The sequence below is a fragment of the Brevundimonas albigilva genome, from assembly GCF_023503965.1.
Lineage (GTDB): Bacteria > Pseudomonadota > Alphaproteobacteria > Caulobacterales > Caulobacteraceae > Brevundimonas > Brevundimonas albigilva.
This window is the reverse complement of the sequence record NZ_CP097298.1, coordinates 521,727-537,848: the sequence shown is the minus strand read 5'-3', so window position 1 is coordinate 537,848 and position 16,122 is coordinate 521,727. Positions and strand designations below refer to the sequence as shown.

The 16,122-nt window shown below is 69.5% G+C and carries 16 protein-coding genes and 1 pseudogene; 7 read left to right on the top strand and 10 right to left on the bottom strand.

The window, feature by feature from the left end:
• Nucleotides 1-3: 3 nt before the first annotated feature.
• Together MU852_RS02810 and rpmE are read right to left on the bottom strand one after the other, a co-directional pair.
• The gene (locus tag MU852_RS02810) at nucleotides 4-1,566 is read right to left on the bottom strand and encodes a L,D-transpeptidase family protein (RefSeq protein WP_249750929.1); all 1,563 of its coding nucleotides are present in this window, start codon (nucleotides 1,564-1,566) and stop codon (nucleotides 4-6) included.
• A gap of 159 nt (nucleotides 1,567-1,725) precedes the next feature.
• Entirely contained in the window at nucleotides 1,726-1,950 is a 225-nt protein-coding gene (gene rpmE, locus MU852_RS02805) for a 50S ribosomal protein L31 (protein WP_201217105.1), read from the bottom strand.
• Between the two features lie 222 nt (nucleotides 1,951-2,172).
• Here rpmE and MU852_RS02800 point away from each other — a divergent pair.
• Nucleotides 2,173-3,941, top strand: a pseudogene (locus MU852_RS02800) (ABC transporter transmembrane domain-containing protein).
• Between the two features lie 66 nt (nucleotides 3,942-4,007).
• Here the strand turns inward: MU852_RS02800 and MU852_RS02795 are convergent.
• From MU852_RS02795 to MU852_RS02770, 6 genes are all read right to left on the bottom strand, one after another.
• Complete coding sequence (locus tag MU852_RS02795; RefSeq protein WP_249750928.1) at nucleotides 4,008-5,063, bottom strand: glycerophosphodiester phosphodiesterase; 1,056 nt, start codon at nucleotides 5,061-5,063, stop codon at nucleotides 4,008-4,010.
• A 40-nt stretch (nucleotides 5,064-5,103) separates the two neighbouring features.
• The gene (locus MU852_RS02790; RefSeq protein ID WP_249750927.1) at nucleotides 5,104-5,910 is read right to left on the bottom strand and encodes an inositol monophosphatase family protein; all 807 of its coding nucleotides are present in this window, start codon (nucleotides 5,908-5,910) and stop codon (nucleotides 5,104-5,106) included.
• A 93-nt stretch (nucleotides 5,911-6,003) separates the two neighbouring features.
• On the bottom strand, nucleotides 6,004-6,570 hold the full coding sequence (efp, locus tag MU852_RS02785; protein ID WP_249750926.1) for an elongation factor P: 567 nt from the start codon (nucleotides 6,568-6,570) through the stop codon (nucleotides 6,004-6,006).
• A gap of 102 nt (nucleotides 6,571-6,672) precedes the next feature.
• Complete coding sequence (locus MU852_RS02780) at nucleotides 6,673-7,137, bottom strand: tryptophan-rich sensory protein (RefSeq protein WP_249750925.1); 465 nt, start codon at nucleotides 7,135-7,137, stop codon at nucleotides 6,673-6,675.
• 154 nt (nucleotides 7,138-7,291) lie between these two features.
• Nucleotides 7,292-7,792: a bacterioferritin gene (gene bfr, locus MU852_RS02775; protein WP_249750924.1), complete on the bottom strand. Its 501-nt coding sequence runs from the start codon at nucleotides 7,790-7,792 to the stop codon at nucleotides 7,292-7,294.
• 135 nt (nucleotides 7,793-7,927) lie between these two features.
• Nucleotides 7,928-8,113, bottom strand: a complete 186-nt coding sequence (locus tag MU852_RS02770) for a (2Fe-2S)-binding protein (RefSeq protein ID WP_249750923.1) — start codon at nucleotides 8,111-8,113, stop codon at nucleotides 7,928-7,930.
• Between the two features lie 120 nt (nucleotides 8,114-8,233).
• On the opposite strand from MU852_RS02770, the gene thiE reads away from it, so the two are divergent.
• The 3 genes from thiE to MU852_RS02755 all read left to right on the top strand — a co-directional run bounded on the left by thiE (nucleotide 8,234) and on the right by MU852_RS02755 (nucleotide 11,524).
• Nucleotides 8,234-8,887: a thiamine phosphate synthase gene (thiE, locus tag MU852_RS02765; RefSeq protein WP_249750922.1), complete on the top strand. Its 654-nt coding sequence runs from the start codon at nucleotides 8,234-8,236 to the stop codon at nucleotides 8,885-8,887.
• 63 nt (nucleotides 8,888-8,950) lie between these two features.
• Nucleotides 8,951-10,621: a sensor histidine kinase gene (locus tag MU852_RS02760; RefSeq protein ID WP_249750921.1), complete on the top strand. Its 1,671-nt coding sequence runs from the start codon at nucleotides 8,951-8,953 to the stop codon at nucleotides 10,619-10,621.
• Nucleotides 10,622-11,191: 570 nt separating this feature from the next.
• On the top strand, nucleotides 11,192-11,524 hold the full coding sequence (locus tag MU852_RS02755; RefSeq protein ID WP_249750920.1) for a hypothetical protein: 333 nt from the start codon (nucleotides 11,192-11,194) through the stop codon (nucleotides 11,522-11,524).
• 3 nt (nucleotides 11,525-11,527) lie between these two features.
• Here MU852_RS02755 and MU852_RS02750 read toward each other — a convergent pair whose 3' ends face one another.
• Both MU852_RS02750 and ilvA read right to left on the bottom strand, forming a co-directional pair.
• A complete protein-coding gene (locus tag MU852_RS02750) occupies nucleotides 11,528-11,869 on the bottom strand; it encodes a VOC family protein (protein WP_249750919.1) in 342 nt (113 codons plus the stop codon).
• A gap of 199 nt (nucleotides 11,870-12,068) precedes the next feature.
• Nucleotides 12,069-13,583, bottom strand: coding sequence for a threonine ammonia-lyase, biosynthetic (gene ilvA / locus MU852_RS02745; RefSeq protein ID WP_249750918.1), 1,515 nt, complete (start codon nucleotides 13,581-13,583; stop codon nucleotides 12,069-12,071).
• A 514-nt stretch (nucleotides 13,584-14,097) separates the two neighbouring features.
• On the opposite strand from ilvA, the gene MU852_RS02740 reads away from it, so the two are divergent.
• The 3 genes from MU852_RS02740 to nadA all read left to right on the top strand — a co-directional run bounded on the left by MU852_RS02740 (nucleotide 14,098) and on the right by nadA (nucleotide 16,087).
• Nucleotides 14,098-14,721 (top strand): hypothetical protein, encoded by a 624-nt coding sequence (locus tag MU852_RS02740; RefSeq protein ID WP_249750917.1) that lies wholly within the window; start codon nucleotides 14,098-14,100, stop codon nucleotides 14,719-14,721.
• Complete coding sequence (locus MU852_RS02735) at nucleotides 14,714-14,923, top strand: helix-turn-helix transcriptional regulator (protein WP_249750916.1); 210 nt, start codon at nucleotides 14,714-14,716, stop codon at nucleotides 14,921-14,923. Before MU852_RS02740 ends, MU852_RS02735 begins: the two co-directional genes overlap by 8 nt.
• Nucleotides 14,924-15,007: 84 nt before the next feature.
• Entirely contained in the window at nucleotides 15,008-16,087 is a 1,080-nt protein-coding gene (nadA, locus tag MU852_RS02730) for a quinolinate synthase NadA (protein ID WP_249750915.1), read from the top strand.
• Nucleotides 16,088-16,122 lie beyond the last annotated feature (35 nt).

Here is a 16,122-nt window from a genome sequence, read left to right as displayed (position 1 = left end):
GCCCTACGGCCCGACGTCGTTCTCGTCCTTGCGGCCGTCGTCGACCACGCGCGGCAGGCTGACGGCGATGCCCAGCGCCTGGGCCAGCTTGGCGTCGCGGTCATAGACGTCCTCGCGGAAGGCCACGCGGCCCTGGCCGTCGACGAAGGCGGTCCAGTACAGCAGACGCACGCTGATTTCGCGGCCCGTGGTCACGCGGGTGGTCTCGCGGCTGTCCTGCGCCACGTCGAACTGTTCCAGCTTGGCCGGATCGGGCGACAGCAGCAGGCGGGCGAACTCCACCGCGCCCTGAACACGCACGCAGCCGTGGCTGCGCTGGCGCATGGACAGGTTGAAGGCCGCCTTGGACGGCGTGTCGTGCAGGAAGATGGCGTAACTGTCGCGCAGCTCGAACTTCACATAGCCCAGCGCCGACTTCGGACCGGCGCGCTGGATGACCGTGCCGTTCGACACATACATGTCGTTGGCGGCCAGATAGCCGGGGCCCTTGGGCAGGATCTCGCGCCGGGCGATGCCGGCGGGGACATACCAGGGCGGGTTGGCCACGACCGAGGCGAAGGGCTTCTCCAGGCTGGGCGTCTGGTTGTCGTGCGAGCCGACGACGACGCGGTTGGAATGGACCGGCTTGGCGTCCTTCCAATAGACCATGATGGCCGCGGCGGTGTTGACCTCGATCCGCTCGGGCGCGACGTCGCGCTTCAGCCAGCGGCGGCGTTCCAGGTTCAGGGCGATCTGGCGGGCTCGGTCCTGGGCCGAGGCGCCCAGAGAACGCTGGGTGGCCGGGCCGACGCGGCCGTCGGCGCCCAGGCCGTGACGCGTCTGGAAGCTGCGGACCGCGGCCTGAAGCTCTGAATCATAGACCAGCCCCTGGGCCTTGAGGCGCGCGCCGTCGGCGGCCGACAGGTCGCCCTCGGCCGTCAGGCGGTCGATCAGGGCCGGGACGCGGCGGTCGCTGGCGCCCGGTTCGATGGTCGCGCCGGCGGCGAAGGCGGGCCAGCCGCCCTGATTGGCCAGGCGGCTGTAGCGGACATAGCCCGCCGACAGGTTGGTGTAGCCGATGTCGGTCGGCGCCAGGCCTTCGTACCAGTCCAACAGGACGCCGCGCGACAGGGCGTCGTTCAGGCCGCGCGGCAGGTCCACGCGGTTCTTCTGCATTTCCCACAGCTCCTCGACCGTCTCGGGGCGCACCTTGCCCTCGGCCAGGATGCGGGCGTAGGCCAGGGCCGCGGCGGTGGTGCGTAGGTCGGAGGTGGCCGGATCGGCCGCCAGGCCGACGAAGTCGAACTGGTCCGCGCCGGACAGGCCGTGCCGTTCGGCGCGGGCGGCGACGGCGTTCAGGTCGCGCAGGCGTTCGCGCGTCCACACCGGCCGCCAGCCGTTCAGTTCGTAGAAGGCGCGCACGTCCGGCTGCTGATCCTGGGGCAGGCGGCCGATCTGGTCGGTGAAGCTGTTGTAGAAGGCGGTCGCCTCGGGCGAGCGCTGCATATAGACCTGCTGCGCGCGCGCCGCCGAGCCGAGGGCAAGGGTCGCCGATGCGACGCCGAGACCCAGTTGCCGTCTGTTCATGACTCTTCCGCTTCTTGATCGACCCGGCGCGCGACGCCGGAGCCCCTGAAATCCGAACGCCGCCATGTTATCGGCGTTCCGGGCAAACAAAAAGCGCCGGTCGTCCGACCGGCGCTTTTCGAGACCTGATCGCTGCACCGTGTCGCAGCGGGGTCGCGCTTACTTCTTGATGAAGCCGGCGAACTTGTTGTTGAAGCGCGAGACGCGGCCGCCGCGGTCCATCAGGTGGGCGTTGCCGCCGGTCCAGGCCGGGTGCGTCGTCGGATCGATGTCCAGGTTCAGCGTGTCGCCTTCCTTCCCGTAGGTCGAACGGGTCTTGTAGGAAGTGCCGTCGGTCATCACCACGGTGATGAAGTGGTAGTCGGGGTGCGTGTCCGCCTTCATGGTCGTCGTCCGGTCTCTGGCGCGATGACGATGCCGACCGTCGCTGCGCATGAAATGAGAAACCCGCCAGAACTCCGGCGGGAATGAGGGGCGGCGTTTACACCGGGGGGCGTTCCGGGGCAAGAGGCGGGCGCAATGACCGACCGATACGACGCCACCGATTATTCCGCCCGGGCCGAGGCCCAGGGACGTCCCGGCGCCGGCGCGGTGCTGGCCGAGCAGATGGCCGACGCCGGGGACAAGCGCGCGCGCCGCCGCGACATCCGCCCCCTGGCCCGGTTGATCCCCTTTGCGATGCGGCACAAGGGCCATGCGCTGGCGGCGCTGTTCTGGCTGGTGGCGGCGGCCGCGTCGTCCCTGTCGCTGACGGCCCTGGCGCGCGGGGCCATCGACCACGGGTTCGAGGACGGCGGCCGGAACCTGAACTTCTGGTTCCTGCTGCTGGGGGCCAACGCCCTGTTCCTGGGCGTTTCGTCGGCGGCGCGCTACTATTTCGTCACCCGCACCGGCGAGCGGACCATCGCCGACCTGCGCAAGGGTCTGTTCGGGCGCATCCTGACCCTGGACCCGTCCTTCTACGCCCGGATGCGGACGGGCGAGGTGCTGTCGCGCCTGACCACCGACATCGCCCTGGTCGACACCCTGATGACGACCTCCATCTCGTTCGCGCTGAGGAACTTCCTGACCCTTATCGGCGGCTTGGCCCTGCTGTTCGTGGTCAGCCCCAAGCTGACGGGCCTGGTGCTGCTGATCGTGCCCTTCCTGCTGGGACCGATCTTCCTGTTCGGCCGCAAGGTGCGCAAGCTGACCGTCGCCTCCCAGGACCGGTTCGCCGGCGCCGTGGGCTTCGCCGGAGAGAGCGTGGACGCCATCGAGACGGTCCAGGCCTTCGGGCGCGGCGACAGCGCCATCGCCCGCTTCGGCGCGGCGGTCGAGGACGCCTTCGACGCCTCTCTCAAGCGGATGAAGGCCCGCGCGTTGATGACCGCCATGATCATCGTGGTGATGTTCGGCGGCGTGACCCTGGTGCTGTGGCTGGGGGCGCTGGACGTGGTGTCGGGCGTGATGTCGCCGGGCGCGCTGCTGCAGTTCGTGCTGCTGTCGGTCTTCACCGCCGGCGCGGTCGGCGCGCTGGGCGAAAGCTGGGGCGACGTGCAGAAGGCCGCCGGCGCCATGGAGCGGATCGAGGAGCTGATGCGGGCCACGCCGGGCATCGCCGCGCCCGCCCATCCGCGCGCCCTGCCGCAACCCCGCGCGGCGAGGTGTCGATGTCGGCGGTCCAGTTCGCCTATCCGGGGCGGCCCGACCTGCCGGCGCTCAAGGGCTTCAGCCTGACGGTGCGGCCGGGCGAGACGGTGGCGCTGGTCGGCCCGTCCGGCGCGGGCAAGTCGACGGTGTTCCGCCTGCTGCTGCGCTTCTACGACCCGCAGTCGGGGCTGGTGTCGGTGGACGGCGTGGACGTGCGCGACGCCGACCCGGTCCAGGTGCGCGATCGCTTCGCCTGGGTGTCGCAGGAGACGCCGCTGTTCTCGGGCTCGGCGCTGGAGAACATCCGTTTCGGCCGCGAGGACGCCACGGTCGAGGAGGCCCGCGCCGTCGCCGAGAAGGCCCAGGCCCTGACCTTCCTGGACGCCCTGCCGGAAGGGTTCGACACGCCGCTGGGCGAGCGCGGCAAGAGCCTGTCGGGCGGCCAGCGCCAGCGCCTGGCCATCGCCCGCGCCCTGGTCCGCGACGCGCCGATCCTGCTGCTGGACGAGGCCACCAGCGCCCTGGACGCCGAAAGCGAGCGCCTGGTCCAGGCGGCCTTGGACCAGGCGATGGAGGAGCGCACCACCCTGGTCATCGCCCACCGCCTGGCCACGGTCCTGCGCGCCGACCGCATCGTGGTCATGGACGACGGCCGCGTGGTGGAGGAGGGGACGCACGCCGAACTGGTCGCGCGCGGCGGCCTCTACGCCCGGCTGGCGGAACTGCAGTTCCGGGGCACCTGACGGTCCCCTTCGTCCCGTCGTCCCCTGGCGTGGCCCGACGATGGCGGGACGGGGGAAGCCGAGGCGTCAGGGCGTCGAAGCCTCGACCTTTTCCAGCCCCTCGCGCGCCAGGCCCGGAAAGTCGCTGAACACCGCATCCACGCCCGTCCTCGCCAGGTCGCGGACATAGGCCGGCATGTCGCCGTGGGCGGCGAAGTCCTGGCCGCGCCGATGTTCCGTCGGCAGAAAGGCGTTCTCGGCCCGCGCTGTCCAGACGACGACCTTCAGCCCCGCCGCATGGGCGTCGGCCACGATCCGGCTGGGCGCGCCCGAGCGTCCTTCGGCGTCGCGCGGCAGGACCAGCGTCATCTCGGGCGCGACCCAGGCGGCGTAGCCGGCGATCCTGCCCAGCCCCTCCGCCGTGATCATCTCGGCATAGGATTGCTGCGGCCGATCCGCGGGGGCGCCGGAGCCGTTGATCAACTGCGCCAGCGGCGCGTCGATACGCATCGACAACCGCTCCAGCGGCCCCACCTCGAAACACTGGATCAGGATCGGGGCGTCGGCGCCCGTCAGGCCCAGCTTTTCCAGTTCGGCGACGAACCGATCCTCCATCGGCAGGCCGATCGAGGCGAAATAGGTGGGGTGCTTCAGTTCCGGCGCGACGGCGATGGTCCGCCCGGTCCGCGCGGACGCCTCGCGGGCGAGGGCCGCCACCTCGTCGAAGGTCAGGATCGGATCGCGGTCGTTGAAGGCGACATTGCCCGTTCGCACCTGCGGCAGCCTCTCCCGGGCCCGCAGCGTCTTCAGTTCGGCCAGGGTGAAGTCCTCGGTGAACCAGCCGCTGGTCTCCACGCCGTCGATGACCTTGGTCGTGCGGCGGGCGGCGAACTCGGGCCGGTCGGCCACGTCTGTCGTGCCGCCGATCTCGTTCTCGTGGCGGCTGACGAAGACGCCGTCCCTGGTCAGGACCAGGTCGGGCTCGATCACGTCCGCGCCCTGTTCGATCGCCAGCTCATAGGCCGCCCGCGTGTGCTCGGGCCGTTCGCCGGACGCGCCGCGATGGGCGATGATCAGCGGCGACTGGGCCACGGCGGGCGCTCCGGCGAGCAGGGTCAGGGCGGTCACGATGGCGCGGATCATGCGCCCTGGGTAGGGCGCCGACGCGACAGGCCGGTGACGATCACGCCGCCTGCAGCACCTTGCGCAGGGCGGGGTGAAGTTCGGCGTTGGTGGCCAGGATGCTGGCGCCCGTCTTGGGGTCTCCATCGGGCTCGATGGTCGTGACCGTGCCGCCGGCCTCGGTGACGAACAGGACGCCCGCCGCCACGTCCCAGGGCTTCAGATTGCGCTCGTAATAGGCGTCGTACCGCCCCGCCGCGACCCAGGCGAAGTCCAGGGCGGCCGAGCCCAGGCGGCGGATGCCCGCGACCCGCTGGCCCACCGCATGGATGTCCTTGATGGCCTGGGCGTGGCCCGTCTTGCCGATGAAGGGCAGGCCGGTGGCGACCAGGCTGTCGGCCAGGTCCTTGCGGCCCGAGACGCGGATGCGCTGGTCGTTCAGATAGCAGCCCTTGCCCTTTTCGGCCCAGAACAGCTCGTTCATCACGGGGTTGTAGGTGACGCCGGCCACGATCTCGGACGACCCGTCCGGCGCGCGCCGCTCCAGCCCCACCGTGATGGCGAAGTGGGGCATGGCGTGCATGAAGTTGGTGGTGCCGTCGATCGGGTCCACGATCCAGGTGTGGGACTTGTCCGTGCCCTCGACCAGGCCGCGCTCCTCGCCCAGGAAGCCGTAGCCGGGGCGGGCCTTGGTCAGCAGTTCGAACAGCGTCTCCTCGGCCTTCAGGTCGGCGGCGGTGACGAAATCGCCGGGCCCCTTGCGCGACACCTGAAGCTGCGAGACCTCGCCGAAGTCGCGCATCATCGGGCGGGCGGTCTTGCGAACCGCGTCGGTCATCACTTGAAGAAGGGCGGAGGCGAGGGCCATCGAGGATCTCCTGGTCCGCAGGTCCTTGAAAGGCGTCGAGCCCGGACAGGCGGAGAAGTTCAAAAAGGGACCGGCCCGAACGGGCCGGTGGTCTTAGTCCGCGCGGCGGACGTATTCGCCGGTCGTGGTGTCGACGACGATCTTTTCGCCGGCCGACATGTACGGCGGGATCATGATGCGCACGCCGTTCGAGGCGAGGGCGGGCTTGTAGGACGAAGAGGCGGTCTGGCCCTTCACCGTGGGCTCGGTCTCGGCGACTTCCAGCACGACCTGTTCCGGCAGCTCCAGGCCGATCGGACGCTCTTCGTGCATCTCGATGACGACCTTCATGCCTTCCTGCAAATAGGGGATGCGTTCGTCCCCGACCCAGTCCTTCTGCAGTTCGATCTGCTCGTAGGTGGCGTCGTCCATGAACACCAGGCTGTCGCCGTTGTCGAACAGATAGGAGAAGTCCTTCTGTTCCAGCGTCACGCGCTCGACCTTGTCTTCCGAGCGGAAACGTTCGTTCAGCTTGTTGCCGGTCTCGAGGTTCTTGGCCTCGACGTTGGCGAAGGCGCCGCCCTTGCCGGGCTTGACGTGGCTGGCCTTGGTGACGACCCACAGGCCGCCGTTATGCTGCAGGACCATGCCGGGCTTGATGGTGTTGCCGTTGATCTTCATGGATTCACATGGGGAAAGAGCGGGCCGCGCGGCCGAGGCGGCGGGGCGAACAGGGCGCGATCCCTAGAGGAAGCCCCGGCAAAGGGCAAGCTGGCGCGCGTCTCAGTGCAGGGTGCGTTCGCGGGCGGCCTCGTCGGCCTTGCGATGCAGGAAGTTGCCCAGCCGCACCCCGGACCCGGTGGGCGAAGCCATCTTGCCCGCGCCTTCGTCCAGCTTGCGCGCCTCGTGGGCGAAGGCGGCGGCCAGGCCGGCCGCCGACATCGCGGCTGCGACCTGCTTCCACATCGACGACGGCCGCAGGCCCAGCCAGACGGCGTTGACGGTCTGGGCCGCGGCCCACAGCGCCATCGCCACCGTGCGCTCGCGCCGGGGCGGGGCGTTCCAGACGCGCACCGCCGACAGGGTGGTGGCGGAAAACACCGCCGGCAGGATCAGGCTGAACGCCCCGCGCGGCTTTTCCGTCACCGGCAGGTCGCGGTTCCGGACGTGCTTCAGCGTGCGTTTGGGCCGCAGCGCGCCCGAGGCGATGCCCGAGGCCAGCAGCGCGAAACCGACCGTCAGGGCCACGCCCAGGCGACGTGCCCCACGCTGCGGCCCTCGCTGTTGAGGAAGTCTGTGGCGGCGTCCCTCACGTCGTCGATGGCGTCGTCGATGTCGGTCATGGTCGGCTCCCAGCTGCCTCTTCGAAAAGGGCTAATGACCGGGACCGACCCGGGTTCCGTCAGCCGCCGGTGGCCGCGCCTTCGGTGACGATCTCCTTCATCGCCGACTGCAGATAGTTCTGCGCGCCCATCAGCTCGATCAGCTTGTGCTGGTTCTCCAGGAAGTCGATGTGCTCTTCCGTGTCGGCCAGGATCTTCATCAGCAGGTCGCGGCTGACATAGTCGCGCGTCTCTTCGCATTGGGTCACGGCGGCCGCCGTCGCCGCGCGGCTGTCGATCTCCAGCTGCAGGTCGGCGCTCAGGCATTCGATCGGCTCTTCGCCGACCTTCAGCTTGTGCAGATCCTGCAGGTTGGGCAGGCCGTCCAGGAACAGGATGCGCTTGATCAACATGTCGGCGTGCTTCATCTCGCCGATCGATTCCCGGTAGATCACGTCGCCCAGGTGCGCCAGGCCCCAGCTTTCGAACATCCGGGCGTGCAGGAAATACTGGTTCACCGCCGTCAGTTCATTGGTCAGCACCGCGTTCAGGGTGCGGATGATCGCGGGATCGCCCTTCATGGCTCTTGTCCTTCGTCGCGACGGGCCAAGCGCGCCGTCCTTCGAGCCGTGGATATCACAGTAAAACCCGCGTTGTTTATTTGCGAGTTTTTATCACTACATTGATAGTGCGAGTGATTTTCGGACGCGGAAAGACTATTCGGCCGCCAGGGCGAAGGCTTCGTGGCTGTCCTGGATCATCTGGCGCATCTCGCAGACGCACTTGGCGCACTGGGCCTGGCACTGGTGGCGGGCGAAGATGTCGCGCGGGCGGCAGGCGCCGGCCTCGATGGCCTGGGCGACGTCACGCTGGCGAAGACCGTTGCAGTTGCAGACGTACACGAGGGATCACGCGTTCGATGAGACTGATAATGGTTCTCTATAGCGAGGATAAAGGCGATTGCAAGTCGTTCGCACGCCTGCGCCGTTGACGCGGCGAGCGGGGCGGCGCAGGGCGAAGGCATGGCGCGTGAACCTCGCATTTCCGACCGGCCGCCGTGCCGGCTCTATCTAATCACCCCGCCCGCGATCGCCGATCTGCAGGCGTTCGCCGGGCGTCTGGAGACGGCCCTGGCCGCCGGCGACGTCGCGGCGCTGCAGATCCGGCTGAAGCCCGCCGACGACGACACGATCCGCCGCGCCGTGGCCGTGCTGGGGCCGGTCGCGCGACGGCGCGGCGTCGCCGTCATCCTGAACGACCGGCCCGACCTGGCGCGAGAGACGGGATGCGACGGGGTGCACATCGGGCAGGGGGACGCCTCCCTGGCCGACGCGCGCCGCATCATGGGGCCGGACGCCATGATCGGCGTGACCTGTCACGACGACCGCGACCTGGCCTGGGACGCCGCCGAAGCGGGGGCCGACTACGTCGCCTTCGGCGCCTTCTTTCCCACCGACACCAAGGTCACGACCCATCGACCCCCGCTCGACCTGCTGACGGAATGGCAGGAGACGGTCGAGGTCCCTTGCGTCGCCATCGGCGGCATAACGGTCGAGACGGCGGCCGAGACGGCCCGGGCCGGGGCCGACTTCGTGGCGGTCAGCGCCGGCGTCTGGAGCTATGGCGAAGGTGAAGCCGCCGCCGTTAAGGCGTTCAATCTTGCGTTGAAAACCTGATCTCAGGGGAATCTTAGGGAAGATCGGCCACTCTGCGGAACAGTGAAGTTCAGCGAGTCCCACATGACCATGAGCCCTGCGCTCGACGTCAAGTCCGAGGTCCGCCCCCAGGGCGCGCCGGCCGTCGCCCTGGAGGCCGGCCGGATCGACCTGTTCGCGCACCCGATGGTGCCGGTGGTCACGGCGCTGGCGGTCGCGATCCTTGTCGCCCTGGCGGTCGGCTATGCGCGAACCTCGGGCCTCATCGTGGGCCTTTGGGCGGCGGGCGGCGTCGCGGTCGCCGTCTGGCTCAGGACAAGTCGCGGGCGGCGACATGATCTGGCGCTGGGCTCCATCCTGGCGGGCAGCATCCTGATCGGCGAGATCGTGGCGGGAAACCCGCCCGCCCTGTCGATGCTGTTCACCGCCACCAACATGGTGGAGATCGTCACCGCCGTGGTGCTGGCCCGGCGGTTCGCGCCCACGTTGAACGTGTCCAGCCTGACGGGCATCGTCCGCTTCCTGGGATGCGCGGCGCTGGCGCCGCTGCCGGCGGCCGTGCTGTCGGCCGGCGCGCTGAGCCTGTTCGGCGCCGGCGACCTGGTGGAGGCGGCCCAGACCTGGTGGTTCGGCCATGCGCTGGGGATCGCGCTGATCGGCTGCCTGGGGCTGTCGCTGACCCGATCGACCCTGCGGCGCTTCGCCCGGCCCGCGCGCGCGCTGGAGGCGGCGGTGCTGCTGGGCGGGCTGTTCCTGGTCTATTATCTGGCCTTCATGGCGCATGTGCCGATCGGCGCCTTCATGGCGCCGATGCTGTTCCTGATCGCCGTGCGGCTGGGCGTGGCGGGCATGAGCTTCAGCCTGGTCGTGGTCGCCGTCCTGGCCATTGGCGGCGCCATGGAGGGCTACGGCCCCTATTCGCAGGGCCTGACGCCCAGCGAGCAGGTGCTGCGCGCCCAGATGCTGGTGCTCATCGCCTTCGTGCCCGTGCTGCTCGTCGCCGCCCTGCTGGAGGAACGCGACCGGCTGGCCGACCGCGCCAGGCTGGGCCAGATCCGCGCCGAGAAGGCCTCGGAAGCCAAGTCGCGCCTCCTGGCCAATGTCGCCCACGAGATCAAGAGCCCGGTCGCCGGCGTGATCGGCATCGGCGAGTTGTGGGGCAAGGGTCAGCTGGGCCCCGTGACGCCGCAGCAGGCGGAGATGGCCGACATGCTGGTCAAGACCGCCCGCCAGGTGGAGGCGCTGGCCCACGACCTGCTCGACGTGGCGCGGGCGGAGGCGGGCGCGGTCAAGGTCGAGCTGCGACCCACGGACGTGCCCGGCCTGCTGGAGGACGTGCGCCGCTCGGCCATCCTGCGGCCCGAGGCGCGCAACGTCGCGATCGACCTGCTTTGCGAAGGCGACGGGCTGATCGCCCTGGCCGATTCCCAGCGGATGGCCCAGGTCGTCGGCAACCTGGTCACCAATGCCCTGAAGTACGGATCGGCGGGCGAGCGGGTGCTGATGCGGGCCTCGCGCCTGGACGACTGGATCAGGATCGAGGTCACCGACTTCGGGCCCGGACTGACCGCGCAGAAGCAGGCGCAGCTGTTCGAGCCCTTCAACCGCCTGGGGCTGGAGCGGTCGACGATCGAGGGGCACGGCGTCGGCCTGGCCCTGGCCAAGCGGCTGGTGGAGCTGCAGGGCGGTTCGATCGGCGTGATCTCGGCGCCAGGCGAAGGCGCGACCTTCTGGATCCTGCTGCCCAAGGCGTGAGACGCGCCCCGCGCGGCGGCGTGGCCTTGCCGTCGCCGCAGTCGCGGGCGATGGTCGTCGCATGACCGTGCTCGTTCTCGCCGCCGTCCTCCTTTCCGGCCAGGCCGCGCCGCCGGCGCGCTCGGCGACCGACCTGACCCGCGACCTGAACAGCGCGCCGCCGGGCGCGATGACGACCCCCGCGCCCGTCCGGCCGGCGGAGCCTGAAGCCGAACCTGAACCTGAAACCCAAGCCCCGGCGCCGGCTCGCCGTTCGACGCCGCCGCGGGCCGCGACCGCGCCCTCGGTCCCGGCGCCGGAACGCCCGGGGGCGTCGCTGACCCGGGACCTGAACAGCGCCCCGCCCGCCGCCATCATGGCGCCCCCGACCGCGGCGCCCCCGACCGTGGCGCCCTCGACGCGCGCCCCGACCCCGCAGCCGGCTCCGGAACCCGCCCCAGAGCGCGCGCCCGCGCCTGCGCCCGCGCGGGTCCCGGTCGCGGCCCCGCCGCCGACCGCCGCGGCTTCGCCAGCCCCGGCGACGCGGCCCGCGCCGGCGGCGGACACGCGCCGGCCGATCCGTTGGCGGCCTTGCCGTTTCGGATCGATCTGCCGGCCGGCTTCACGATCGAGCCCTCGGACGCGGGGCCGCAGGCCAAGGTCTATGCCGTGAAGCGCGACGGGCGCAGCTTCGTGATGATCTACCAGGGTCCGGCCTCGCAGTTCCCGATCTATGACGGGCAGTTGATCGACGCTGGCGGCCGGGCCTCGGTGGTGATCGAGCAGGACGGCCGCCGCCGGGCCGTGGAGCACCTGTTCGCCAAGGACCTGGAATCGCGCGAGACCCACGTCTGGCTGTCCTATCTGGACGGAGAGGACAGCCTGCTGGCCGAGCAGATCGCCCAGTCGGTCGAGCCGCGCTGAGCCTTACGTCTCGGACCACACCGCCAGTTCGGTCCCGGCCGGGTCTGTGAAGTGGAAGCGCCGGCCGCCCGGAAAGGCGTAGATGGGCCTTGCCACCGTTCCGCCCGCCGCCTGGACCTTGGCCAGCATGGCTTCCAGGTCGTGGGCGTAGAGGACGGGCAGGGGCGTGCGCGTCCGCTCGGCGGGGTCGGCGTCGAAGCCGCCGTCCAGCCCCTGGTCGAAGGCGGCGTAGGTCGGGCCGTAGTCCTGGAAGGTCCAGCCGAAGGCGTCGGCGTAGAAGGCCCTGGTCGCTCCCAGATCGGTCGCGGGCAGTTCGAGGTAGTCGAGTTTTCCGTCTTCACGCACGGTTGATGCTCCTGTCGATCGCCACCGACATCTGACGCTTGCACGAAGGGCCGATCCGCGCAAACCTGCTAACGGTTCGCAATAGCAGGGAGTCGGGCATGATCGTGATGACCGGATCGACGGGGCTTCTGGCCCTCATGCGAACGGGGCAGGGGCGTGCGGGACCCTCCGCGGCCGAGCGGCCCGCCAACGACCGGCCTCAGGCGCCGTCCAGGAACAGCCGGCAGGCGGGATTGTCGGTCTCCTCCACGTAGGGATAGCCCAGGGCGGCCAGGGCCGCGTCGAAGCGCGCCTGATCCTGGGGCGGGGCGCTGATGCCGGCCAGCACGCGGCCGACGTCGTCGCCGTGGTTGCGATAGTGGAACAGGGTCAGGGCCCATTCTGGCTGCAGGCTGTTGAGGAAGCGCAGGAAGGCGCCCGGCCGCTCGGGGAACTGGAAGCGCAGGATGCGCTCGTGCGGCAGGCCGACGGTGCGGCCGCCGACCATGTAGCGGACGTGCAGCTTGGCCGTTTCGTTGTCGCTCATGTCCTCGACGTCGTAGCCGCCCGCGCGCAGCGCCTGGACCAGGTCCAGCCGTTCGTCCTGGCCGCCGCGCAGGGCCACGCCGACGAAGATCTGCGCCACCCCGTCGCCGGACCAGCGATAGTTGAACTCGGTCACCGACCGGCCGTCCAGGCTGTCGAGGAAGCGGCGATAGTCGTCGCGGTCGTCCTTCATGGTCACGGCCAGCAGGGCCTCGGCGCCCTCGCCCAGCTCGGCCCGCTCGGCGACATGGCGCGCCCGGTCGAAGTTGACGTTGGCGCCCGAATTGATCGCCACCAGCGAGCCGGCGCCGGGATGATCGGCCGCCCAGGCCTTGAGCCCCCCCAGGGCCAGCGCCCCGGCCGGTTCGGCGATGGCGCGGGTGTCGTCGAAGATGTCCTTCACGGCGGCGCAGATGGCGTCGGTGTCGACCAGGACGATCTCGTCCAGCAGGTCGCGGCACAGCCGGAAGGTCAGGTCGCCCGCGCGGCGCACGGCCACGCCGTCAGCGAACAGGCCGACCTCGTTCAGGCTGACCACCTCGCCGGCGGCGATGGCGGTCTTCATGGTGGGGGCGTCCACCGGCTCCACGCCGATGATCTTCGTCTCCGGCCGCAGGAAGCGAAGGATGGCCGCCACCCCCGCCGCCAGGCCGCCGCCGCCGATGGGCAGGAAGACGGCCTCGATCGGATCGGCGTGCTGGCGCGCGATCTCCAGGCCGACCGTGCCCTGGCCGGCGATGACGTCGGGATCGTCGAACGGGTGGATGAAGGTCGCGCCCGTCTCGGCCTCCAGCGAACGGGCATGGGCGTAGGCGTCGTCGAAGCCGTCGCCGTGCAGCACGACCTGGCCGCCCAGGGCGCGCACCGCCGCCACCTTGATGCCCGGCGTGGTGGTCGGCATGACGATGGTCGCCGCCGCCCCGCGCCGCGCCGCCGCCAGCGCCACCCCTTGCGCGTGATTGCCCGCCGAGGCGCAGATGACGCCCCGGGCCAGTTCGGCCTGGGTCAACTGGGCGATGCGATTGTAGGCGCCCCGTATCTTGAACGAGAAGACCGGCTGCAGATCCTCGCGCTTCAGCAGCACCGGACGCGACAGGCGGCCCGACAGGCGCTCCAGCGGGTCGAGAGGCGTTTCCTCGGCCACGTCATAGACGCGGGCGGTGAGGATGCGGCGAAGGGTGTCCTGCATGAAAATGTCGTCTTGGGGCCGTCGGTCGGAAGGATCGCGCTGTCCGTCTAGGCGATGTCGGCCGCCCGGGGAAGGTTGTTGCGGCCACGGCGCCGGCCGCGATTTCGCATCCAACGAAAAAACACAGTGTGAATCGTGTGAATCCGTCGGCCTCCGGGCGCGGCTGCGGATGGCGGCGGCGAAAAAGACCGTGTGAATAGTGTGAATAGTGCGAAATCTCCCTCTGCCGTCCAGCCCGGTCGTCAGCATGAGCATGACACGGTTTCAGGGCGTGGCGGGTCGATGGCGATGTCCCTAGACCATGTCGTTGATTGGTCTTCGATTTCTCGCGAGAAATAGGATGGGGGCGTGGCCTGACGCGCGGCGCGCCGAGTTCGGCCCTTGCTGATGTAACCTGTAGGTTATATGTAACCCATAGGTATCGTTTGCCGGAGGGGGTATGGATCGGACGTCTGAGAATCTGGCGATGTCGAGGGCGCGGGCCCGGTTGCGGCGACAGCGGTGGCAATGGGGCTTGCTGGGCTTGCTGACGATGGCGGCTTCGGCGTTGTTGGCGGTGTCGGCGACCATGCGCGGCGGATATGCGCTGTTCTCGATGGCCGGTTTGGGCCTGGCCTTTCTGGTTTTGGGTTTGACGGTCGTGCTGGCGTTCGATCTGTGGGGGCAACGCGAAGCAGACCTTGAGGCGGCAAGGATCGGTGGCGGGCGGGATCACGTTCAAAGCGCGGAAGCATTGAACCTGCTCGGGCTAGCTGCATTCGGCCTCGTTTACATGGTGTTTGGCGTCGAAGCGGCCTGGGGAGTCGCCGCGGGCGACGAGGGGCTGCGCGAGGGATATCGAGCGTTGTCTTCACTCGCCATTCCGGTGGCGGTCATGGCTGTGATCCTGGGACGAAAGCAGGCACGAAGGCGGCCAGGCGCCTTGCCGAAGCCAGCGGACGAACTGACGATTTTCTTCCGGCAGGACGCGCTGGTCTGGGCCGTCACGGCGACCTTGATCGCGGCGGCCGTTCTGTTTGTCGCCGGTCTGTTCCAGCCGCCGCTGGCGGTGGCGGGCATGCCCGCGCTGTTCGAACTGGCGGCCTTGACCGCCGCGCTGAGGTATTGGTGGCTGGATCGGCAGGCGTCGCGTGGCTGAGCCCAGATTGCTTGTGCGGTTGAAAGACGTGCGGGTCGAGGCGGGGCTCACGCAGCAAGAACTGGCGGACCGCGCTGGGGTGTCGCGCAAGACGGTGAACACCATCGAGAACCGTGTATTCACGCCTTCGGTCGTGGTGGCGCTGATGCTGGCCAAGGCGTTGGATGCGCCATTGGACGATTTGTTCCGACTGAGCGACTGAACGAAGGCCTTGCGTCCCCCCTGGATCGGCCTACATTGGTCCTGCTTATGCTAACTTTGAGCATAAGGGTAGGGAGTGACGATCATGGCCGACGGCGCCTTTGGTCTGACGAAGGAACTGGAGCGGGAGACCGCCGGGGTGTGGGCCAAGGTCCGCGACCACGTCACGCCGCTGGAATGGCCCGGACAGGCCCGGCTGATCAGCGAGATCAATCGGCTGAAGCGCGAGCGCGACGCGGTGATCCTGGCCCACAACTACATGACGCCCGAAATCTTCCACGGCGTCGGCGACTATGTCGGCGACAGCCTGGGCCTGGCCAAGGAGGCCGCGCGGTCGGACGCCAAGGTGATCGTCCAGGCGGGCGTGCACTTCATGGCCGAGACGTCCAAGATCCTGTCGCCTGAGAAGACGGTGCTGATCCCCGACCTGCGGGCCGGCTGTTCGCTGGCGTCGTCGATCACCGGCGCGGACGTGCGACTGATCAAGCAGCGCTATCCGGGCCTGCCGGTCGTGACCTATGTGAACACCACCGCCGACGTGAAGGCCGAGACCGACATCTGCTGCACATCCGCCAACGCCGTGCAGGTGGTGGAATGGGCGGCCAGGGAATGGGGCGTCGACCGCGTCATCCTGATCCCCGACGAATTCCTGGCGCGCAACGTCGCGGCCCAGACGACGGTGGGCATCATCGCCTGGAAGGGCCATTGCGAGGTGCACAAGCGCTTCACCGTCCAGGACATCGCCGACATGCGCGACGCCTGGCCGGACGCCGAGGTCCTGGCCCACCCCGAATGTCCCGAAGAAATCCTGGCGGCGTCGGACTTCGCCGGATCGACGGCGGCGATGACCGACTATGTCGAGCAGCGAAAGCCCAAGCGGGTGGTGCTGATCACCGAATGTTCGATGGCGTCCAACATCAAGGGCGACGTGCCGGGGGTCGAGTTCGTGGGGCCGTGCAACCTGTGCCCGCACATGAAGCGGATCACCCTGGAGAACATCCGCGACTGCCTGGCGCACATGCAGTTCGAGGTCACCGTGCCGCAAGAGATGCTGGAGCGCGGCCGCCTGGCCGTGCAGCGGATGATCGACCTGCCGCCGCCGGTGAAGCCGGCGCGCTACGATCTGGTCAAGGCGCGCCACCACGTCGATGTGGAGCTGATCTGAGGCGCGGCGTTCGGTCCCCTCGTCGGGACCGGGCG